The sequence below is a fragment of the Cyclobacterium sp. L-R genome (assembly GCF_056859355.1).
In genome coordinates this window covers 46,544-69,729 of the sequence record NZ_JBSXOH010000099.1, presented here as the reverse complement: position 1 = coordinate 69,729, position 23,186 = coordinate 46,544, and the positions used below count along the sequence as shown (strand labels likewise).

Below are 23,186 nucleotides of genomic sequence, written 5' to 3'. Positions count from 1 at the left end.
TCCGTCCTGACAATAGTCAGGGGTGAAGCCTGTCCCGTGTTTACGGGAAGTGTTGCAATCGCAAGAAAATCAGGCTGTTTGGAAATTTTAGCATAGCACCGCTATGGTGAAATTGAAAACAGCAACGAAGTGGCTGATTTTGAAGCGATTTCAGCACGTAATAGATTGTCTATTGCATATTTCGGGTTAAAATAACTTCTACCAAGTTCTGGGAAGATCCTTATTGCCATCATCCATTCCAGAAGAAGTATCAGTGGTGTAAGTTCTTACCTGTGGTTTTGCGATTGGTTTCACAGGGGCTTCTTTTTTCTCAGCCGTTTTTTCATCCAACATAGAGTAAAGTTCTTCTCTACTCACTGAGTTGATCTTGCTGGACTTAGACGCTTCATCTACAGCTTTAGGTTCCACTACCTGTACCCCACTATTGATTTGAGCTCCTTTGTGAATGTGAATAGCGCTCGTAATAATATTACCAGATACCTTTGCATTGGAATAAACAGTTGTGTCACCTTTAATATATAAATCACCAACAACTTCACCATTGATGCTGATTTCTTCTGCGATTATATCTCCTGTAATGGAAGCTTTTTCTCCAACTACCACCTTTTTATCTGTTCGAATACTGCCTACGAGTATACCATCTGCTCTGATATCACTTTTGGAAATAATATCACCTGTAAGTTCGAAACCCAATGATAAAACGGTCACTTTACCTACATTGGCTTCTTTATTCTGTTGCTTGCTGGATCCGAATTTCATATTATCAATCTCCTTTTTCTTGTTTAAAAGTAGTAAGTATAGTAGAACTGTTACCTAAATCAAGCCCTACTGCTTTATCTTTTGCTCCCCCATTGATAGCAAGGCTATTGAAGCAATAACCTATGGATGCCATTTGCTCAGGAGATTCAGGAACGTGAACATTCAATAACCCATCAAATTCATCCTTAAACAAATTAACAAGTTCACTGTAGTTTGCTCCACCCCCAGCTAAATAAATGTCTCCTGACTTAGCAAAATCGCTATCAGAAAATGCCTTTCTCAAAGAAGGTGAAATCACATCATTATAATACTGAGTAATTACCTGCTTTCTAAGTTCTTTTAGATCTAAACGTTTTCTGTTTAGTATGATCGTTCCTTCACTGAAATATTGATCAATTTGATGTTCAGTTTTCAGATCCAGATAATTGTCTTTTTGAAGTTCCCTAGTAATTAGGTTTATCGCATACCTAAGGCCAAAAGTAGAAACACTGGATCTCTGAACCAATCCTCCTTCTGTACTTAAAATGGCCTCCATAGTACCATATCCCAAACTGATCATGAAAAAGTTTTTCGGAGCATCATTGTACAGTTGCCTTACAGCCATACTACATCCTACTACCTCTGGAATAACAGCTACTCTATCTACCTCTACAGCCATTTTTTTCTTACCGCCTCCACCAAAGGTCTGGGTATCATACTCTATAATATGCTCATTTTCTAATAATCTGTAGGCATTCTCCTTAAACACCTGAAAGGTAGAAAAAGGAAATCCTGTTGTAACAGTAATCGGGCTACCCAATTTTTGAGAAGCTAATAATAAGCCCGCTTTTAAAAAAATTCTATAGTCATTTTCTTCAGGAGAACTGTTGATATTTCTATGAGGAGATGTACCTTCGGATAAAGCCAAATCCCCAACTAAATATCCTATGTTGTCGTGATATATCTTAAGCCCTGAAACTAAATCTCTTGCTACATTCCTAAGTTCGAGATTACTACTTTCCAATACACTTGGGTACTTTATTACTTCTATCATGGAAATTATTTTTATCCTTTTTTAAAACGGTTATCCTTATTTTTTTTTTATTAAAACAATCTCAAAAATCAACTTATTACTGAACGTCCTTTCAATTATATATTGTATAACTTTTTATACGCTATCAGATGTCAGGGCTTAAAGACTTAATCTTGTGTTTAAAGACAAATTAAAGGAACCTTAGCGAAATAACAAGCTTGTTCCTTAAGTTTATGTTCATTTTTTTGTAAAAGGTTAAAAATAAAAGATTTTATTGCAAAGTTTCATTTTTTCAACTTGCTAAAAGCGGAAATTCACGTTTCCAATTTGATTTTTATTAGTTTTGTCATAGAACCAAATCATAAATACTATGAGACGGATACCCATAATCGCCTTCTTCCTCATCCAATTTTGCTCCTATTCACCCCTACTAGCACAAGAGTTTTCCATCGGCCCAAAGATCGGGATTTCTCAAGGAAACATCACAGTAAACGGCACCTCTTTTAGTAGTGGTAATGAAAAAATGGGATATCACGCCGGCCTTTTCGCAAGACTTGGAGGCAATCATATTTTCATCCAACCGGAAATACTTTATACCAATTCAGGAGGAGAATTTATCAGAACGCAGGGAAACCACACAGTAAGTTATACTGCCAAATTTGATAAAGTCGATGTGCCAATAATGGCGGGATTTAAAATTGCAGAGTTCTTTAGATTACAGGCTGGACCTACAATAGCTTTTATCTTAGACAGCGACTTGTCATCAAATGCTTCCCTACCTATAAAGCCAGACTACAACAAAGCGACAATAGCCTATCAGGCTGGAATAGGTTTGGACATTGCCAATTTTATCTTGGATTTGAAATACGAAGGGCCTTTGGGCAAAATCGCCAAATCCTATGTGGGCCTACCAACAGATCAGAGACAAAATCAAATAATCCTCTCTCTTGGCATCCGACTTTTTTGAATAGTTAAGCATTATTTCACGCTATCTAAACTATCCAGGTATTTGCGTGATTTCTCTGAAGAATTTTTAAACTCACTGGGAGTTAAACCTGTGGTTTTCTTAAACTGTGTAGAAAAATATTGCACACTCCCATATCCGAGTTTCCAAGCGATCTGACTTATATTGTATTCTTCAACACTTAACCATTCCTTAGCTTTTTCAATTTTTAATTCAATAAAATATTGTGCAATTGTCTTTCCCTGAGAATGGCTAAACAATTGACTAAGGCGACTGTAGTCCATCCCAACTTTTTCAACTAACAAATTTGAAATGGGGGAATTAAGGTGAGAAGGATCTTTATCCAAAAGCTCAATCAATATCCTTTTTACGGATTCAATCCATACCTCTTCCCTGCTTTTCGCTATAGAAAAACCAAGGTTCCGCAATTGTTCTTCAAATTGCTGGAGTTGTAAGGGCTGAAGTTCTTGTTTAAAAAATACTGTCCCAAGTTCTACCTGTTCATATGGAACATCCATATCCTTTAAAACCCTCTCCACTGCCATTACGCATCGAGGACAAACCATATTTGTAATAGAAATTATTGGCATCTGAATACAACAATGGTTTTAATAAATAAATTTCATCTACATCATCCTTTCGGATTTTACCATTAGCCTAGAATTTAACAAGTTCTAGTCAATGTCAAAACCTTTAAAAAAGGTGGGCCAGAAATAAATAGAATAACCATAATGTGTTGAAACCACTTCCTCAAAAAGAAATTAGGCTGGATTATTTCGAACCATTGCACGGACCCTGAAATAAACACCAATAGGCAATAGACCTTCTATTACCTGATTACCCAACTTCCTGAGTAAAGCTAGGACAGGTTATAACTAAACAAACTGCATAATCCGGGTTAAATCAAAAAATAAAAAAACTTAAACAAAAAAAAATAAAAGGGACTGATAATCAGCCCCTTATAGTAGTTAGTGGTATGTGTTGTTTCTTATTAATTAACGAAGATAAATTTACCTTCACCATTTGCTTCTACGATTTTCACATCTATGCTCTTCATTGATTCAAGATTTTTGAATTTGAATTTTTTCCCAAAAGTCAAACCAGTTATGACTTCTTCATGAATCAAGTTTCCATTGTCATAGATTTCTAACGTTTTATCTACTCCATTTAGGTTGCTCATTGAAAGTGCCAAAGTCTTGTCATCTACAGCTATCATTCTAGCAAAAAAAGTTTTCTCAACTTTATGAGAATCAAGAACAATATCAAAATCAGAAAGCTTTCCGTCTTTACCATTGAAGACTTCTAATTGATAGCTTCCAATATCCAATTTGTTCAAGTTGTAATTTTTGTAAAACACCTTTTCAGCTTCAATTACATCTCTAAAAATAATTCTATTTGTCTTGTCTTTGATAGCAACAGTCACCTTACCCTCAGGTATTTCTAAGTATTTCAATTGAAACTTGTTATCACCTACTTTTTCCAGAGTGACGATTGGATTCTCAACAGGTGCAGTGGCAAAAACTGTTGTTGTTAATGTAAAAGCGAGAATTGTTGCAATAATTAATCTCATGATCGTAAATTTTTAAAGGTATGTTAACTTTAAAAACCTCTGCCAGGAACTTCCTGACATTTCTTTATTGAGGCTAATTACTTTGGGCAGGTAATTGAGCTAGAATTAGCAATCGCTGTTCTTTGATATATTTCCACTTTCCTTCAATCTGTCTGTTGATACTGCATCAACCCTAGGCTGGCAGTATTCGCTTTTAGCTTGTTTATAAACTGATTGTTCGGAAATTTCAATACTTCGCAGAACCCTTTTGGCTCCTTCTATTTTTATGACTTACGTAAGCATGACACAAATGTAATTGAGCAATACATGAATTACAAATAATTCAATAAAAATATATGAAAATTATTTTTTACACAACAATTCGATTAATTATTATGTATTCCTAAATTAATATTTAGCTAACAAGCAATTCATCTTAAAGAAACATAGGTATAATTTCAACCTGGTTTTAACAAAAAATCAGAATTTAATTTTTTTAGGTTATTTTTAACACCATAAAAAATCATTTTAACATTTTTTTTAACTAAATAGACTAAAAAATAAACCTACCTAACCAATTTCAACCGATAAAAAACATTATACTCCCTTTCAAACAGTGGTTCCAGGTTATCATTGATAAAAATATCACCACTTTCTGTGGCAAAATCCAGTGCACCAGGAACAGGCAAGCCTTCCACCACGCCTATTTGTTTGCCGTCCTCAATTACCAGGTAAAAGGTCTTCACAAAGGTCTTTTGGGCTTCTTGGAACTCTGGCAACTCTTCCACCCTTGAAGATTGGGCCTTTAAACGGAGCAAAATATCTTCGGGAATTCTAGTTTTGAACTCTACAAGCACCCTTTCTCCGACAAATTTAAGGTCTGTAAACCTAGGGTAAGAAGAAGTAAATTCAGCTTCTTTCGAAATTTCAGGGACAACATCAGGCCTAAATCTATGAGAAAGCGCCACCTCATAAAGTAATTTGGGCTCATCACTTGAGAAATCATAAATAAACAACTGGTTTCCCACCTTAGGGAGTAAGGCCAATTGATGGTTGCTTCTATGGTACGCAAAGAGTGGCTCTGATTTCCCCACAAACTTTTTCTCCATCCTTGGTCCCCATGTTTTCGGATAAGCTTCAAATTGCTTCAGAACTTGATCTTTGGCCTTATAGGTAAATATTGTTTTGACGGAATCATAGTAAACAGATTGCGCTAACTCTACTTTAGACAAAAAACCCGGATCAAATAGATTGTTTTCAATTCCGAGGAGCATCTCCTCATCCTCCTTTTTAAAACCTCTAAAAAAAGTTTGGTAAGAACTTATCGTCACACCAAAAAGACCTAAATTAATAGATTCCAACACTTTGGTTTTTTCCCCTTCGAAATCATAGATTTGGTACCTGTACAAAATATCTTTAGCCACCCATTTGTCTTCTCCCAAAAAGTTATAACCAAAAGCACCATTTACGCCTATCCCATTAGGTCCTTCATTCAACACTTCATAAACTTTAATTACTTTTCCATTATTACTGATCAGATAAGGCTTTCTACTTTTTCTCCCTCTCATTAAAAAAGATTCTCCGGACAATTGCTGATCATCAATTACAAGTGGCTCAAGGATATCAACCATGACACTGTCGACTAATAGAAATTCCATTTTATGCGCTGGCCCTTGCTCTTCTTCTATATTTTTTGAGGAACAGCCAAATAGGATTAAAACAGAAACTAAACAATTACGGAAATTGACCATTTGTGATTTTATGAATTTTATTTTTTACCAAAACATTGAATAAAGGTATTCTTAATGTTTTTTCTCTAATCTGGTTTAAATTAGAGAAAATAGGCAGGTTACTAATTTATTCTCACCGAGTTCACAACTTATTCATTATTCCCAGGCAGACCTCAACAGCTGGCTTAATGTCAACCAAGTTATGAAACAATAAGGAACAAATGTACATGAAATGAAATCACCATTTTTATAATTCAGGCAATAATCTGCCGGTAATTACATAACGACAAATTAGCTATGTCATAACAGTAAAAAGTAAATCATTTTAATTCCAGTGGAATACTTACAATTAAGAAAAACTAAACCAATCTCAAGGATCTACCCATTTTTCTTCCACAGGAATACTGGAAGAGCCAAAAATACACCCACCATACTAAACACCAAACCACCAATAGTACCTATAGCCAATGAGAACCAAAAAATCTCACCCTGTCCTTCCATGACAAATGGTATCAATCCAAAGCAAGTAGAAAGGACAGTCAATAAAATAGGGGTGGCCTTGCCTCCTACCGCTTTTAGCACGTTTCGATTGTAGTTGCCTTTGGTTCGGTTATTAAGATCATTGACAATAAATATAGCGGCATTCACTGCTAATCCACCAAGCATCACAAAAGCAGCATAACCTCCTTGGTCAAAATAGAAATCGAACAATGAAAATATCAGGAACAAGCCAATAAAAGAAATGGGGATAATGAAGATTATATACAAGGGCTGCTTGAAATTTTCAAATAGAATGGAACAAATGAAGAATATCCCCACGATTAACACCAACAACAGGCTATATTGCCTTTTGGCTTTGTCATAATTCCAGCTATAGGATTGTTTACTTATAGAGTAACCTATTGGCATACTAACTTTCATTTCTTCAATGACTTCGTCCAGGTATTCCCCTCCAAATTTTGCAGAACCCATATAATCAAAGGATACCAGTCGGATGTATTGCCGGTCCTCCTTATGAAGCGCATTGGTCGTACTTTCTTTTTTCAGAGAACCAAAACCCGAGACTTTAAAAATCCTATCTTCACTCGATATCAAACTGGTGTTTTCCAGGTCAAACTTTGAAAACCGGTCTGATTTTTTCTCTTTTACTACAACCCCATACTTATCATTGTCCACCTCCAAATACATGGAAGGCTGAGCATGTTGGGACAAATCATTAAGGGCATTCACCACCTCGAATTGATTGGCTCCAGCCATTGCCAACCTACGTTGGTCAAAACGCAAAACATATTCCTCTGTTTTTTTCTCTGACCAGCCACGACGTTCATTGGTATTTACTTCCTGAATTCTTCTATGAGCCAATAACTTTTCCGCCAAAACCTCAGACTGCCTTTCAAGTTCCGAATAATTATACCCTCTCAGTTCAGCTCTGAAGCTGGGAATCCCTTCACCACCTGGCCCTACCGAAAAGCCCTGTCCAACACCATAAATACTCCATCGAACACCACTCCAATCAGTTGACTTCATTGCCAACTTTCCCTTAAGCCTATAAGGCAAAGCTGAGGTTTCATGCTCTTCAGTAAAGGTGATTTCTATACGTGCGCTCTGTCCGGAACGAACAGTGGTCACAAATTTATCCACACCTTCCACACCTTTGAGGAAAGTTTCAAACTCTCCCATTATAAAGTTCATTTGCTCTAAAGTATTCCCAAATGGCAAGGTCGCATTGACATAAAGTCTGGTTCTCTCCGCCTCTCGGTAAGAAGACTTTTCAAACACACCACGAACAAACATCCTGAAAGAACCTCCAAAAGTTTTGTCTACATAGGGTCTGATTTCTTCTTGATAGTAACTATTTCCCACTGTTTTATTGTACCACTCCTGTCCTTCCCAATTAGCTGGTAGATAAAATATAGGAAGCCCAAACAATAAGATCAGTATAATTACAAATGATTTCCTAAATCTCGCGACAAAGCCTATAAACTGATGGAATTTAGTAAAGGCTACCACTCGCTTTCTAAGCTGAGTTAGTGTTAGTCTTTTGATGGATTTTTGCTTCTCTCCGAAGAGCAAATCATACATGGCAGGCGTAAATAACAATGCCACCAACAAGGAAACGGCTAGCATTACAGCTACTACCACAGAGAATTCCCCAAGGTTTCGCCTGTCATCTTCAGGCAGTAAAAAAACCATAAGCAATGCCACTATGGTGGTAAGTGAGGCTGCAAGAAGGGCCAAAAACACTTTTCTGTTTTTATGCTTGTGCAAATGATCAATCATAATGATGGCATTGTCGACAATCAGCCCAAAAGAAATGGTCAAACCCGCCAAGGAATACATGTGAATGTTCACTTTTAACAAGTAAAGAATAATCACTGTTAAACTAACATTGACTATAATGCCTAAAAATAAGGTCAGTAAATATTTGAAGTTACGATTGATTAAAAATATAAACACCACCAAAATCAATATGGACAAACCGGATCGTTTGTATATTTTCTTTAGCTCCTTATCCAGGAAAGAAGTGTCGTCAAATTCCAACCTTACATCAAAGCCCTCCGGAAGGTTCACTTTTGATGCATTAATTATCTCTTTAATCTTCTGCGCCAGCAAAACCTTATTTACCCCATCCCTATTGGTGATGGTAAGGTTTACTGAATTGTTGCCATTGATCCTATAATATTGCTGAGGCGTTGATTCCTCAAGGGTAAGGGTCGCAACATCTTTGAGGTAAATCGCTTTGCCATCCACACTGCCTAACAATAGGTTCTCCAAAGCACTTTTATCCACTATGGAGCGATCAATTTCCAAAAACATGGATTCCCCAGACACATTTTTCACTAAGCCAGGGAAATTTCTACCAAAAGAATTCCTTATTTTATTCTCCAAGGTAGACCTGGAAAATTTTAATGATTGTAGTTTTTGGATGTCATAAATAACATAAAGGTAGAGCGCATTTGCACCTCTAATCTCTATGGTTTCAATTTCTTCTACTCGATTTAATTCGCTTATCAGGACATCTTCGGCAATTTTCCTAATCTCAAAAGAGGCAAATGGACCATTGATGCTGTAAGTTAGGATTGGTTTTTTTTCCTGAATGCTCTTCTGTGAGGATTGAGTCACATTCGGGTAACTGACCTTACTATCCATTGAGGGAAAAACCTGCCGGATCAATGCTGCGACTTCAAATTTTTTGTAGTCCATGTCCGTGCGTTTGTCAAAGCGCAATTGAATATTCCCTGAATTATAATTGGATTCTGAAGTGGTTTTCTTCAATTCTGACAGTTGGGTAAAGGCTCCTTCCAATGGTGAGGTCGCAAGTTTTTCCACCAGTTCAGGGGAAGCACCACGAACACTATAACCTATATTTAATATTGGCTCCTTTTCTGGAGGATTGAGATCCACAGACAGCTTGGGGATCAATGCAATTCCTATAATTGAGGCCACAAAAAAGAGGATAACTAATCGAAAAGGTGTCATTTAAATCCTTTATGTAAAGTACCTATTAAATAAATATGCGCCATTTGATCATGAATGCTATTACCCAATTTCATAGAAGTAATATACCACATGATCCTTTTCTTCTTCCACTTTAGGTTGGATAATATTTCTATCAGCAAAAAGATGACCTCCTTTAAATTTAAAGCGGATGTCATTTTGCTCTTCCCATAGTATTTTACCCCCTTTTCTAATTTGATAATAAGGGATTTTGTATTCTTTAACCAATGCCATAAAATCCTCACCACCCAATAAATCTTGAGGCAATGCATCTACTTTGTCCTGAGGTGCCGCCCCCAGGTACCCCGTAAGCAAATAACCGTTGGATGATGAAAAGTGAAAATATTCAGATCCTGCCAACTTATTGAAAACACCATTTCCTAAAGCTTCCACCGGAAACGGCTTAACCTGAACGTATTTATCAGAGGGGTTTAATGCTACCTTGCCGAGCAATTTTAATTCGGGGAAAGAATATCTGTAAATTTCTGGAGAATTGGAAAACAACAAATACAACTCATCCTCCATCATAATGGAATGAGGTGCCGGCTCACTGTATTTGCCTGGATGTTGAATGATTTGTGATTCCTTAGGTAGGTATTGCTCTGCTATTACTTTTTTCTTGTCGAGATCATAGGTTGTAAGAAAAGGGTGACGAGCAAGGTAATCTTCATGTGCATAAAGATCTACAGAAGCTTTCTCCGGGTACTTATTAGCAAATAATTTATTATCAACAAGGAGGGTCGCTATCCCACTTCCTAAAGCATTGGTAAAAATGTTGAATGGAGTTTCTTTGCTTAACAGATTAAATTGGAAATCATAGGTGCAAACCCCACCTGAGTAAGGGAAAATCAAAAGCTTGTCATCATCATTGTAATGGGCAGAATAAAAATAGGCCCCAAAGCTATCTTTTCCGTCTGCTGATAGATTTTTGCTTAGAATGATATCACCATGTTCATTAACACGTAAAAATTCTTTTCTTTGGGGATCATACATCAAGTATTCTGATCTATCTGCTTTGATATCTAGAATGGTCAGGGCGCCCAAATAGTCTACAACCAAGCTGTCTGTTAAAATAAATTGTGGCACTTCTTCAATAGATTCAAACCTATCACTGCCAGAAGAGCAAGAGAATTGGGTATAAATCAGTAGAAGAAGGGACAAACTATAAAGTGTAAGATGTCTCATGGTACTTGATTGCATAGGTATAAATTGCCTAAAACAATAAAATCAAATCATTAAGCTTGATCAAATATAAGGTGACGCACAAAGGCGACTATAATCCAAACCATATAGGGTAGAACCGACAAGAATTTGGTCCAACATAGCTCCCAAACCAAAAACTGGTTAAAGCAATTCTACTAAAACTAAAAAAATAATTTCAAAATAAAAAACAATACTCCTCGAAATTTGGAGCAAAAAAATAAAGGCAATTGTTCGAATTGAACAATTGCCTTTACAACAATCAGGAAAAGATTTACTTTTAGCCTTTATTTGGCATAATTCACTGACCTCATTTCCCTTATTACAGTAATCTTTATCTGACCTGGGTACTGCATTTCTTTTTCAATTTTTTGAGAGATCTCAAAAGACAGATTTCCGGCAGTAGTATCACTCACATTGTCAGCATCTACAAGTACGCGTAGCTCCCGACCTGCCTGCATGGCGAAACATTTGTTTACTCCCTCAAAGCTTAAAGCCAATTCTTCCAAATCCTTTAGTCTTTTGATATAGCTGTCCATAATCTCCCTACGTGCACCAGGACGTGACCCAGAGATGGCATCACAGGCCTGAACAATTGGGGACAACATGGATGTCATTTCTATCTCATCGTGGTGAGCTCCTATAGCGTTAATGACTTCAGGGTGTTCTTTGTGCTTTTTAGCCAACTCCATACCTAAAATAGCATGAGGCAATTCGGCCTCTTCAGGATACACCTTACCAATATCATGAAGTAATCCTGCTCTCTTGGCCAACTTGGCATTAAAGCCCATTTCAGCAGCCATGGTAGCACATAACTTAGCCACTTCCCTAGAGTGTTGAAGGAGGTTTTGACCATAGGAAGATCGGAAACGCATCCTTCCTACCATCTTGATTAATTCAGGATGTAATCCATGAATACCAAGATCTATACAAGTTCTTTCACCAATTTCGATGATTTCTTCATCAATATTTTTTTCCGTTTTGGCAACCACTTCCTCTATTCGTGCAGGGTGTATCCTTCCATCCTGAACAAGTCGGTGCAGTGATAACCTGGCAATTTCTCTTCTAACAGGGTCGAATCCTGAAATAATAATGGCTTCAGGGGTATCATCAACTACAATTTCCACTCCTGTGGCAGCTTCTAGTGCTCTGATATTTCTACCTTCTCTACCAATTATTTTACCTTTAACATCATCACTCTCAATATTAAACACGGACACACAGTTTTCTATTGCATGCTCTGTTGCTGTCCGCTGAATGGTATCCAAAACAATCTTTTTGGCTTGTTTGGTAGCACTTAACTTGGCTTGATCCAAGATGTCTTTGATATGAGAAGAGGCTTTAGTAGCTGCTTCATCTTTAAGCATTTCTATCAATTGTTCTCTTGCTTCTTCCCTAGTAAGTAAGGCTACTTTTTCAAGATCGGTAATGCGTTGGTGAGTTACTTTATCCAGTTCATCTTTTCGTACCTGAACAGCATGCAACTGGGCATTGAGGTTTTCTTTTTTACTATCGAGCTCAGCTTCCTTCCTTTTGATTTGCTCCATCTCCTTAGATAGGATCTGCTCACGTTGTTTAAGTTTATTCTCATTGGTGATGAGAATATTCTTCTTTTTACCTACTTCCTCTTCAAAATCTGATTTTAGCTTAAGGTATTTTTCCTTGGCTTCTAGGATCTTGTCTTTTCTTATACCTTCTGCAGTTATTTCTGCCTCACGAACAAGGCTGCGGGCTTTTTCGCGAGCCTCGTCTTCAATTTTCTTACTGTTATTTTTAATAATTAATCCTGCCAGGAAAGCCCCGATCAAAACGCCAATTGCGCCGGATAGTATTATGTATATTGAAATTCCCATAGATATATTTGAGTTTATCTACCGGACAGAATGGGTAACTTCGTTGTTAGGCCGAATGCGACTATAATAGATCAGAGCAATGATTCAAGATTTTGGTTCACCTGTTGAAGTGCATGCTTGACTTGCTCAGTACCTTCCGTTTGGTCATCCTTAATTTCAAGGAATTCAACCATGCAATCGAAAGCCACCATTGCCAACAAGTCCTGACGATCCTCCAGTCCAAATTCCTCTCTGTACTTTTTTATTTTATCGTTAATTAATTTACCTACCCTTCTGATTCTGGCTTCCTCATCGGTCTTCACTTTCATTGGATATTCTCTATCCCCAATTTTAATTCTTATCGAAAGTGTATCCATATTATTCAGACAGGTAAGTAATAATTTTATCGATTTCTTTTATATAGTCATCAATTCTCCCCTTCAATTCAGCAGACGCTTTATTTTCTACCGGTATGTTTCTTACAATTTTACTAATTTTAATTTGATTTTTAAAATCTTCGAGTGCTTCTTCCTGCTCTAACAGTTTCTTTTGGTAGGCCAAAAGTTGATTTTTGAGGGCAGTATTTTCCTGTTCAAGGAACTTTACCTTTTTTTCAACCTGTTCAGACAGGCTCTCTAATCTTTGAAGCTCCTCATATACCTTCATATTATTTTCTAATCAAAGCACCAGCATTTTTTTCGAAGGTTTGCATTAATTTCCCCATGGTTTTGTCAATAACCTTATCTGTAAGGGTTTGCTGATTGTCCTGAAGGTAGAAACTTAAGGCATATGCCTTCTTTCCTTCCTCCAATTTATCCCCTTTATACATGTCAAAGACATTTATTCTTTTCAACAATTTGCCTCCAGCCTTGGTAGCCAATTGTTTAATTTGATCAAAGGTGATCTCTTGATCGATTACTAGGGACAAATCCCTTCTAACTTCAGGGAACTTTGATATTTCCTGAAATTTCCCCTGAGATTTAGCCAATTTGGTAAGCCTAGTCCAGTCAAGCTCTGCAAAATAAACTTCCTGCTTGACATCCGCCAACTTACCAACCTCTGGAGATAAAAGACCTATATGCCCTACAGGTTTTTTATTCACTACTAATTCCAAGCCAAATAAATGGGGGCTGGTTTCAATAACATTCACCTCTTGATTGGAGATATTTAGCTTTGTTAACAAACCTTCCACTACAGCATACAAATCTGTAAAAGTGACAGCTTTCACTGCTTGCATCCAATTTTCACGCGTAGCATTTCCGGTTAGAAAAAGAGAAAGCCTTTGCCCTTCGTCATAACCCTCAGAGCCTTTTGCGTAAACAGTTCCAAACTCAAACAATTTCAGGTCCTTCTGCCTTCTGTTAATATTGTGAGCCAACACTTCCAAGCCAGTAAACAATAAGCTTTGGCGAAGCACTCCCAAATCCTCACTTAGTTTATTTAAAATAACTACGTCCTTTTCCTGATCAAGGAAGGATGCTTGGGTGGCATAACTTGATTTGGTAAGGGAATTGGTCATTATTTCACTATAACCTATACCTGCCAACATTTCAGAAACCCTGTATTGTAATTTGTTTGTGTCCTTTTCTGGGTGCTCAGCAAGGAAATCAGCTTGGTAATCCTCTTTTAAAGGTATGGATTCGAACCCATATATTCTTAGCACTTCCTCAATGATGTCGGCCTCTCTGGTCACATCCACTCTATACGGTTTTACCACCGCAACAAAACCTGATTCGGTTTCATTACTTACCTTAATCTCCAGAGATTCAAGAATTTCTTTAATCCTTTCTTTACCTATTTCTTGTCCTATCAATCTATCGACATGTCGGTAACTGACTGGAATTTCGAAATCTGCAACTGGATCTGGGTAGATATCAGTGATTGGAGAACTTACTACGGCCCCGGTTAGCTCCTTGATAAGCAAAGCTGCCATTTTCAAGGCAAATACAGGCATATTGGGATCAGTACCTCTTTCAAAACGGAATGAAGCATCTGTTTTGATACCATGGAACTGAGCCCCTTTTCTAACTACATCCGTTCCGAAGCATGCACTTTCAAGAAAAATTGTAGAAGTTTGCTCACTTACTCCAGAATCAAGTCCTCCTAATGTTCCTGCAATACAAAGTCCTTCCGATTCATCACAAATCATCAATTCTTCTCCAGACAACTCTCTTTCTTTCCCATCCAAAGTGACGAATTTCGTTCCCGAAGGCATTCTTTTCACCTCAATCTTGTTTCCCTGTATTTTATCCGCATCAAATGCATGCAAGGGCTGACCCAAGTCATGAAGGATGAAATTGGTAATATCTACAACATTGTTGATAGGTTCAAGACCAATCGCTTTAAGGTAATCTTGAAGCCATTTTGGAGAGGGCGCAACCTTAACATTACTAAGCGTCAGGCCTGAATACCGTGGACAATCCTCGTTATCAGCTACACTAACTTCTATGATTCGGTCTGAATTGTCAATGGTAAATGCATCAACATCTGTCAGCACCAAGTCCTTTTTTAAAAGTGCTTTCAAATCTCTGGCTACCCCCAAATGGGAAGCGGCATCTGCACGATTTGGTGTTAAACCAATCTCTAGCACTTCCGTTTGTTTTATATCAAACAGTGGCCCTACAGGACTACCATTTGGAAGATCAGTATCTAACACCAAAATTCCGTCATGCCCTGCACCAAGACCTAGTTCATCCTCTGCACAGATCATACCCAAAGAAACTTCTCCGCGAATTTTAGCTTTTTTAATTTCAAATGATTCTCCGGACGAAGGATACAATATGGCACCAACGGTGGCCACGGGTACTTTCTGGCCTTTGGCCACATTCGGCGCACCACAAACTATAGGTACAATTTCATTGCCTAAATCTACTTTTGTTAGGCTAAGTTTATCTGCATTAGGGTGAGGCTCACAGCTTAGCACTTCCCCTACTACTACGCCATTAAGGCTTCCTTTAACTGATTCATAGGTCGTTACCCCTTCTACTTCCAAACCACCTGCAGTAAGCAGATCAGCAATTTCTTTGGTAGACAGATCGAACGGTATATAATCTTTGAGTCGATTGATCGAAATTTTCATTATTACGGTTTTGACTAAGATACAAATTTACAATAAATGACCTCTCCTAAAAGGTTATTTATCGTAATTTTTCTCCCCTGCCCTAATGGGGATTTCTAAAATATTCTCACGGGGTGGAATTGGGCACGCAAAATCAGGATTATAAGCGCAATACGGGTTATAAGCAAGGTTAAAATCAATGGTAATAGAGGAAGATCCATCTTGTCGTAGGTTGATATAACGTCCTCCTCCGTAAGTTTCATCGGCACTTGTTCCGTCGGCAAAAGCCAGGAAGAAGTTCCTCAAATCATTTTCATCCTCTGCCTGTAGCAAAAGAAGTCTGATTGTTTCGCCTTTTAATTCAAATTCTACAAAAGAATGCCTGATATACCTTTCTAAGGTCCCATCAGTCATAGGTATTTCCACAATTCTTTTGTTTTGAACAGGTACAAGCCTCCCTCTTACTTTATAAGCCGGGTCAATTGGAAAAAAATCCAGTGAATCAAGTTCTTTTTTTTGTTCTTCCTCTAATGGCGAATCAATATTGAACTTCAGAAACTTAAATTGCCGCTCTCTTTCTGCCGCAATATTTTCTTTATAAAGCTCGGGATCCGTTGTACCTGTAAAGGTATAGATCAGTGAACCAAGGACTACCGTACCCACTAAAGCCAGTAATAAATAATTTTTATTCATAGTAATTTAGATCATGCTTTCATCTGCAAAGCTAAAATAGCCAACATCTGTGAAAATTACATGATCCAACACCGGAAGCTCTAAATTTTTACCCACCATGCAGAGTCTTTTAGTGAGACTAATATCTGCTGAAGATGGTTTTAGGTTCCCTGAAGGATGGTTATGAACCAAAATAATGGCACTTGCTAAATTTTCCATGCCGTATTTAAAAATCAATTTAGGATCGGCGATAGTCGCAGAGGTCCCCCCTTGGCTGATCAATTGCTTTTTGATAACCACATTGCTACGATTTAAAAACAAAACATAAAAATACTCAATTGCCTCGTCTAACAACTCCGGACGCATTAGGGCATAAACATCTGCCGAGGAGGTTATTTTTACTTTCTTCTGAGGCTCTGAACCCTTCCTTCTTCTTCCCAGCTCCAGCGCACTTACTATACTTATTGCTTTGGCCTCCCCTATACCTTTGAATTTCTTCAAATCATTTACCGACAACCTCGCAAGTTGGGCCAAATCATTATTGACACTATGTAATATGTACTTGGAAAGGTCCACGGCGCTAAGATTACGGGACCCCGACCCTATAAGAATGGCGATTAGTTCTGCATCCGTAAGCTGAGACTTACCTCTCAACAAAAGCTTCTCTCGAGGCCGATCCTCTTCAGCAAGGGCAGATATCCTGATTGACCTGTAATCCTCCATAGGCAAAAAACGAATAGATTCATTTAATGAAAAAGCCCTATTTAATCGGTTTTGTTGGCACACACAAAAATATAAATACCTGATTACTTAGGGTATACCCTCTAAAAATATAAAAAAATAGGCATAAAAAAAACCTTGCTAAAAAGCAAGGTTTAAATTTCTTGTAAAACGAACTCTTAAAGTGCGTTCACAAACCTAGTCAATTTTGACTTTTTGTTTGCAGCATTGTTTTTATGAAGAACGTTCTTCTTAGCCAGCCTGTCCAACATGGAAGTAACCTGGTTTAAAAGTGCCTGAGCTTCCGCCTTGTCTTCAGTATTTTTCAATCTTTTGATGAAAGTCCTGGTGGTTTTGGCCTGGTACCTGTTTCTTAACCTTTTGGCTTCATTTGCACGAATTCTCTTTAAAGCCGACTTGTGATTTGCCATATTATATATAATTAACTTTTCCTTTTTTGCTTAATATTGGATCGCAAATTTAGCTGTTTTATTTTTAATTGCAAAACAATTAAGTAAATATGCCCAAATAGAAGATTTCAAAATCTACAATTTTTTCACTATTTTGACTTTGTGATATTACATTCAAATTTAAATAGGAGATGGATACTGTGTTTTTCCCTTTTAATGGCCTGTAGTTTTCAAGGGCTTTTGGCTTGGGGTTTTTATGCACACCGGCTGATCAACAGACAGGCTGTATATTCACTTCCGCCAGAACTAATGGTGTTTTTCAAGCCACACCTGTCCTATATCACCGACAAGGCCGTCAACCCTGACAGGCGAAGGTATGCCGCCAAAGGTGAAGCCGAAAAACATTATATAGATCTCGATATATATGGAGACAGTGCTGTTTACAAGCTTCCAAGATTCTGGAAAGATGCCAAAGCTTTATATGGAGAAGACAGTTTAAGAAAATACGGAATCTCACCTTGGAGCACTTACGAAACATTTAAAAACCTAAGCTATGCCTTTGAACGAAAAGATGTACAAGCAATTCTTAGACTAGCAGCCGACTTAGGTCATTATTTGGGAGACATCAATGTCCCTCTACACAGTACACAAAACTACAATGGACAGAACACCGGCCAATATGGTATTCATGGTTTCTGGGAAAGTAGGCTTCCGGAATTGTACGCTACAGAATATGATTTCTTTGTAGGCAAGGCCAATTACGTTCCTTCCCCTCAACTAGAAATCTGGAAAGCGATAGAAATTGCCCACCATGCTTTAGATTCTGTTTTTGGGTTTGAAAAAGTATTGACTCAGGAATTTCCTGATGACAAAAAGTACAGTTATGAGGACAGAGGCAATATTACCACCAGGGTTTACTCAAGAGAATTTAGCAATGTCTATCATCAAATGCTAAGCGGTCAGGTAGAACGACAAATGAGACGCACCATAAAATTAATTGCTGACTTCTGGTACAGCGCATGGATCCTGGCAGGGCAACCGGATCTTGGGGACCTGAATCCTGATAAGATGCAGGTCCCGTATGAAAATGACAGTAGCTATACTCCCCGAGATTCATTAAAGCACATCAGAGAGCATCGAGCTTATATTATTGATCCAGAAGTACTTTTTTGGAAGAATTCAGGTAAGTATTTATACTTTTGGCAAGCCTTTCAAAAGTATTGCGAAAGACGTCCTCGTTTTCTTCCAGTAGGGTAACTCTAAAACCTCTTAAATCAGAACAAAAGGAACTTACCGGAACCACACAGATTTTTTCGGAAGCAAGCAAGTTATAAACAAACCTTTTATCGTTTGGCATGTCCTTTTCTTGTAACCATTTTTCTAGGTGTACTTTAATAGCATCGTCCTCTACAGGGAGAAATTGATCTTCCTCCAATACTCCTTCGTCAAAAATAACTGTATTGTAGAATGCTCCTTTCGTTTTATTAAACTTAATCCCTTTCACATTCCCCAGCACCTCTTCCATTATCCTACTTCTTGTCCCTATAGCTGCATTTGCAGTAACTCGGTATTCTTTATAGGCAGGGTGGCTCATGATCTTTGGTATGGCCAACTGAGGCAAAGTGGTAGAGCACACTTCTATCATTTTGGCATTTTCCAGCGTTATACAGAGTTTGGTAAACTCTTCGGAAGTATGCTTGTTGTAAAACTCCATCCAACCGCATCTGGATCCAGGCCAAGGAAACTCTTTTGAAATGCCTTTTAAAGATATTCCAGGCAAGTCATCTCCTAAAATCTCAGCTAGACCAATGGCCTCATAGCCATTATAGGTTATATTCTGATATATTTCATCTGCAATCAAAAGCAAGTTGAATTCTCTGGCAATCTCCACGAACCGATCCAGTACTTCTCTTGGATAAACCATTCCAGTAGGATTGTCCGGATTGATGATAAGTATACCTACAACAGATGTATTGTACTTGACTTTATTGTACAAATCCTCCATATCAGGATACCAATTATTGTCAGGATCCAATTTATAAGTCAATGGTGCCGAATTGGCATGCGCAGCCTCGGCAGAACTGTGCGTTGAATAAGCAGGAGATGGGCCGATTATCCTGGCTGTAGGAGTAAGAAACTGGTACAACTTGGCAATTCCATCTCCTAACCCATTAAAAAAGAGAATATCTTCAGAACCAATTTTAACGCCCCCTTTTTCGTTGTTCAAATCAGCAAGAAACTTCCTTGTCTCGAGCATGCCTTTACTATCCGCATAGCCATAGCTATGGTCATCCTGAACGAGTTCAGAAACAATGGCCTTCATCCAGTCCGGTATGGTATTGTTCTTCTGTATAGGGTCCCCTATATTCTCCCAAGTAATACTATACCCGAGGTCTTCGATCAGACGTGCCTTTTTGACAATCCCCCTAATCTCATAATTCAATTCTTCAGCGCCTGGACGCAATAGCAATTGTCTCATCATAATCAAACGTGCTCCTAGCTTTAAAACACAAATAAACAAAAAACGAAAATAAACTGAGCGAAAATTATAAAAAAGGAAGGGCTATAGCTCAAAACTTTTATTTATCTCTGTTCATTTACGCTCTGTTCTGTAATAGCTAGCAAGCCCTATAATAAAAAAGTGCTAAAAAAAATCCCCTTTGCTACGGCAAAGCGAAACAAAGGGGACCTATCAAGTAATGGGTACTTATTTAAGTTTTTTGTATTTAATCCTTTTAGGCATCAAATCACCCAAACGTTTTTTCTTATTTTCTTCGTAATCTGAGAAATTCCCTTCAAACCAATAAACACTACTGTCACCTTCGAAGGCCAGAATATGTGTACAGATCCTATCCAAAAACCACCTATCGTGGGAAATAACCACGGCACAACCAGCAAAATTCTCAAGTGCTTCTTCCAAAGCCCTAAGTGTATTTACATCTAGATCATTGGTAGGCTCATCAAGCAATAACAGGTTACCGCCTTTTTTTAAAGTCATCGCAAGGTGAACACGGTTTCTTTCACCACCCGAAAGCACTCCAACTTTTTTCCCCTGATCAGATCCTCCAAAATTAAATCTGCTCACATAAGCTCTGGAATTCACTTCCTTATTTCCCAACTGCACAAATTCATTGCCTTCGGAAATGGTTTCATAAACCGTTTTATCAGGACCCAGAGTGTCATGCTCTTGATCGACATAGGCGATTTCTACTGTTTCTCCAATTTCAAAATGTCCGGCATCAGGTTTTTCATCACCAGTAATAAGATTGAAGAGGGTAGATTTACCAGCACCATTTGGACCAATCACACCTACAATTCCACCTTGAGGCAAAGAAAAGGTTAGGTCATCAAATAGCAACTTGTCTCCAAAAGCTTTAGAAACCCCTTTTACTTCAATAACCTTACTACCTAATCTAGGACCTGGAGGGATATACAATTCAAGCTTGGATTCCTTTTCTTTGGCATCTTCTCCGACCAATTTATCGTAGGCATTAAGCCTTGCCTTGCCTTTAGATTGCTTGGCTTTAGGCGACATTCGAATCCACTCTAATTCTCTTTCGAGCGTCTTCTGTCGCTTTGATTCTGTCTTCTCTTCCTTTTTTAACCTTTCTTGCTTTTGTTCCAACCAGCTAGAATAATTCCCTTTCCAAGGAATTCCTTCACCCCTATCCAGTTCAAGTATCCAGCCGGCAACATTATCAAGAAAATACCTATCGTGGGTAACCGCTATAACAGTTCCCTTATAATTTTTCAAATGTTGCTCCAACCAAAGTACTGATTCTGCATCCAAGTGATTGGTAGGCTCATCAAGCAACAATACATCTGGTTCTTGGAGAAGTAAGCGGCAAAGAGCTACCCTTCTTTTCTCACCACCTGACAAATTTCCCACCATTGCTTCAGCCGGAGGAAGACGCAATGCATCCATGGCTTTTTCTAGCATTGTTTCCAATTCCCAAGCGTTGGCTGCATCAAGTTTTTCCTGAACATCTCCTTGCTGATCGATCAACTTCTGCATGGCATCCGGATCTTCCATAATCGCAGGATCCATGAACTTTTCGTTGATCGCTTCAAATTCTTTTAGCAAATTAACAGTCTCACTAACAGCCTCTTCAACTACCTCTTTTACCGTTTTGGTAGGATCCAATACTGGTTCTTGCTCCAACATGCCCACCGAATAGCCTGGGGAAAATACTACCTCACCTTGAAATTCAGTTTCTACTCCAGCAATAATTCTAAGCAAGGAACTTTTTCCTGAACCATTGAGTCCAAGTACACCGATTTTAGCACCATAAAAAAACGAAAGATAGATATCTTTAAGTACTTTTTTCTGCGGAGGGTATACTTTTGAAACACCCGCCATAGAAAAAATTATTTTTTCATTACTCATGGTTAATTTCCGTTTTAATTAAATAGCAAAGATGGTAAAAAATCGGCTTTCTTAGGATAAATGGAGCATATTTAATTAATTTGCAGAAATCCGTACCACCACTAAATATTTACAACCAATCTTTAAAACATGACTGAGCATCCATTTGGATATATTATAGGAGAAAAAATCTATCTGAAAGGCTTTTTAGGCCAGGAAGATCGTGTAATAGGAGAGGTTAAAGAAGACGAAGCCTCTACCTTCCGGTATTTCGAAGATAGATTTGAAGCTGTAAAACAAAAGGTAGAAAAATTAAAAAGTGATATTCAGGAGAATCAAAATAAAGGTTCTTTTCTGATGAAACTGATCCACCTTAAATCCTCCCTAATGACATTTGATGGATTGGGAGATTTCCCTGCCCTGATAAAAGAATTGGAAGAACAAGAGGCTTTTCTTGAAGAAATCATTCAATCCAACAGACAAAAAAACCTGGAGATAAAGAAAGAGCTTATCCAAGAGGCTGAAAAGTACAAGGAAAGCACTGACTGGAAAGAAACTTCAGAGGTCTTTAAGGAATTGAAGCTAAAATGGCTTAAAACCGGCCCTGTAGAGAAAGAATTCGAAGAAGAGATCAATGAACAGTTTCAGGACATTTTAGACGTTTTTTACGGCAACCGTAAAAACTTTTTTGACGGACTGGCATTACAAGCAGAACAAAACATCAAGGTTTACGAAAACCTGTTGGAACAAGCCAGAGAAGCGCATGACATGGCAGATGTAAAAACTGCCTTTGAAATCAGTAAGAAGATTCAAAAGGAATGGAAGACCTCAGGTCGTGTTCCTGCTTCAAAAAGACAGCCTATTTGGGATGAATTTTCCAAATTAAACAACCGCATATTCAGCAAGTTCAAACGAATGAGTCAGAATATGCCAAAACTCAGCCCCGGACTTATCATTAAAAAGATCGAAAGATGGTCTGAGGAAATGAGACTAATGTCTAAAGGACCTGTTGATGAGAGCAAAGTCAACCACGCAAAGAAGCTGCAGGCTGAGTGGAAAAAACTTCCTCCAAAAAAACCAAGGAATGCACAACAAAGTATTGGTACTTTCGTATTCTTTTCAGAAATCATTTTTGAAAAATCATTCCTTGAAAATCTTTGCCATTCCAAATATGAAGGATTTGCTGACATGCCCGATGCTGAGCAAAACACCCTTAAGGTAAACTTACTGAAGGACCTAATTGCACGGGATGAGCGAGAACTAATTACAGTAAAAGAAAATGCGGAAAACTTCCGAAGCCAGGAAGGCGAATTTGACCAAATGATGCGGAAAAAAATCGCTGCCCATAAACGAAAGGTTGATGTCAAGAAAAGTATTTTAAAAGAACTTACAAACAATTAATGCGTAAATGTTTTA

Annotated in this window: 19 protein-coding genes; 3 read left to right on the top strand and 16 right to left on the bottom strand. The window is 38.0% G+C overall.

Annotation, left to right across the window (positions count from 1 at the left end; all coding sequences use genetic code 11):
* Window positions 1–198 precede the first annotated feature (198 nt).
* Together AC13EX_RS24070 and AC13EX_RS24065 are read right to left on the bottom strand one after the other, a co-directional pair.
* The gene (locus tag AC13EX_RS24070; RefSeq protein ID WP_048640619.1) at window positions 199–759 is read right to left on the bottom strand and encodes a bactofilin family protein; all 561 of its coding nucleotides are present in this window, start codon (window positions 757–759) and stop codon (window positions 199–201) included.
* A 4-nt stretch (window positions 760–763) separates the two neighbouring features.
* A complete protein-coding gene (locus AC13EX_RS24065; protein ID WP_262485596.1) occupies window positions 764–1,807 on the bottom strand; it encodes a ParM/StbA family protein in 1,044 nt (347 codons plus the stop codon).
* A gap of 334 nt (window positions 1,808–2,141) precedes the next feature.
* Between AC13EX_RS24065 and AC13EX_RS24060 the strand changes: the two genes are divergently transcribed.
* Window positions 2,142–2,738, top strand: coding sequence for a porin family protein (locus AC13EX_RS24060; protein ID WP_482894618.1), 597 nt, complete (start codon window positions 2,142–2,144; stop codon window positions 2,736–2,738).
* A gap of 11 nt (window positions 2,739–2,749) precedes the next feature.
* On the opposite strand, the gene AC13EX_RS24055 is transcribed toward AC13EX_RS24060, so the two are convergent.
* The 12 genes from AC13EX_RS24055 to rpsT all read right to left on the bottom strand — a co-directional run bounded on the left by AC13EX_RS24055 (window position 2,750) and on the right by rpsT (window position 17,425).
* Window positions 2,750–3,325, bottom strand: coding sequence for a helix-turn-helix domain-containing protein (locus tag AC13EX_RS24055; RefSeq protein WP_482894617.1), 576 nt, complete (start codon window positions 3,323–3,325; stop codon window positions 2,750–2,752).
* Window positions 3,326–3,726: 401 nt separating this feature from the next.
* A complete protein-coding gene (locus AC13EX_RS24050) occupies window positions 3,727–4,305 on the bottom strand; it encodes a hypothetical protein (protein ID WP_482894616.1) in 579 nt (192 codons plus the stop codon).
* 545 nt (window positions 4,306–4,850) lie between these two features.
* Complete coding sequence (locus tag AC13EX_RS24045) at window positions 4,851–5,942, bottom strand: hypothetical protein (RefSeq protein WP_482894615.1); 1,092 nt, start codon at window positions 5,940–5,942, stop codon at window positions 4,851–4,853.
* Window positions 5,943–6,392: 450 nt separating this feature from the next.
* Window positions 6,393–9,494 carry an efflux RND transporter permease subunit gene (locus tag AC13EX_RS24040; RefSeq protein ID WP_482894614.1) on the bottom strand — a complete coding sequence of 1,034 codons (3,102 nt, stop codon included), beginning with the start codon at window positions 9,492–9,494 and terminating at the stop codon, window positions 6,393–6,395.
* A 60-nt stretch (window positions 9,495–9,554) separates the two neighbouring features.
* Window positions 9,555–10,697: a hypothetical protein gene (locus AC13EX_RS24035; RefSeq protein WP_482894613.1), complete on the bottom strand. Its 1,143-nt coding sequence runs from the start codon at window positions 10,695–10,697 to the stop codon at window positions 9,555–9,557.
* A 302-nt stretch (window positions 10,698–10,999) separates the two neighbouring features.
* Complete coding sequence (gene rny / locus AC13EX_RS24030) at window positions 11,000–12,565, bottom strand: ribonuclease Y (RefSeq protein WP_048640627.1); 1,566 nt, start codon at window positions 12,563–12,565, stop codon at window positions 11,000–11,002.
* 71 nt (window positions 12,566–12,636) lie between these two features.
* On the bottom strand, window positions 12,637–12,921 hold the full coding sequence (locus AC13EX_RS24025) for a cell division protein ZapA (RefSeq protein WP_482894612.1): 285 nt from the start codon (window positions 12,919–12,921) through the stop codon (window positions 12,637–12,639).
* A gap of 1 nt (window position 12,922) precedes the next feature.
* Window positions 12,923–13,210, bottom strand: a complete 288-nt coding sequence (locus AC13EX_RS24020) for a hypothetical protein (protein WP_048640629.1) — start codon at window positions 13,208–13,210, stop codon at window positions 12,923–12,925.
* A gap of 1 nt (window position 13,211) precedes the next feature.
* On the bottom strand, window positions 13,212–15,623 hold the full coding sequence (gene pheT, locus AC13EX_RS24015; RefSeq protein ID WP_482894611.1) for a phenylalanine--tRNA ligase subunit beta: 2,412 nt from the start codon (window positions 15,621–15,623) through the stop codon (window positions 13,212–13,214).
* 54 nt (window positions 15,624–15,677) lie between these two features.
* Window positions 15,678–16,295, bottom strand: a complete 618-nt coding sequence (locus tag AC13EX_RS24010) for a DUF1684 domain-containing protein (RefSeq protein ID WP_048640631.1) — start codon at window positions 16,293–16,295, stop codon at window positions 15,678–15,680.
* Window positions 16,296–16,301: 6 nt separating this feature from the next.
* Window positions 16,302–16,997, bottom strand: coding sequence for a RadC family protein (radC, locus tag AC13EX_RS24005; protein WP_339712245.1), 696 nt, complete (start codon window positions 16,995–16,997; stop codon window positions 16,302–16,304).
* 176 nt (window positions 16,998–17,173) lie between these two features.
* Window positions 17,174–17,425 carry a 30S ribosomal protein S20 gene (gene rpsT / locus AC13EX_RS24000; RefSeq protein WP_048640633.1) on the bottom strand — a complete coding sequence of 84 codons (252 nt, stop codon included), beginning with the start codon at window positions 17,423–17,425 and terminating at the stop codon, window positions 17,174–17,176.
* A gap of 195 nt (window positions 17,426–17,620) precedes the next feature.
* On the opposite strand from rpsT, the gene AC13EX_RS23995 reads away from it, so the two are divergent.
* A complete protein-coding gene (locus AC13EX_RS23995; protein WP_482894610.1) occupies window positions 17,621–18,661 on the top strand; it encodes a zinc dependent phospholipase C family protein in 1,041 nt (346 codons plus the stop codon).
* Here AC13EX_RS23995 and AC13EX_RS23990 read toward each other — a convergent pair.
* Together AC13EX_RS23990 and ettA are read right to left on the bottom strand one after the other, a co-directional pair.
* Complete coding sequence (locus AC13EX_RS23990; protein ID WP_339712248.1) at window positions 18,552–19,883, bottom strand: pyridoxal phosphate-dependent aminotransferase; 1,332 nt, start codon at window positions 19,881–19,883, stop codon at window positions 18,552–18,554. The genes AC13EX_RS23995 and AC13EX_RS23990 overlap by 110 nt on opposite strands.
* A gap of 228 nt (window positions 19,884–20,111) precedes the next feature.
* Window positions 20,112–21,791: an energy-dependent translational throttle protein EttA gene (gene ettA / locus AC13EX_RS23985; RefSeq protein WP_482894609.1), complete on the bottom strand. Its 1,680-nt coding sequence runs from the start codon at window positions 21,789–21,791 to the stop codon at window positions 20,112–20,114.
* A 129-nt stretch (window positions 21,792–21,920) separates the two neighbouring features.
* Between ettA and AC13EX_RS23980 the strand changes: the two genes are divergently transcribed.
* A complete protein-coding gene (locus tag AC13EX_RS23980; protein WP_482894608.1) occupies window positions 21,921–23,171 on the top strand; it encodes a DUF349 domain-containing protein in 1,251 nt (416 codons plus the stop codon).
* Window positions 23,172–23,186: the final 15 nt, after the last annotated feature.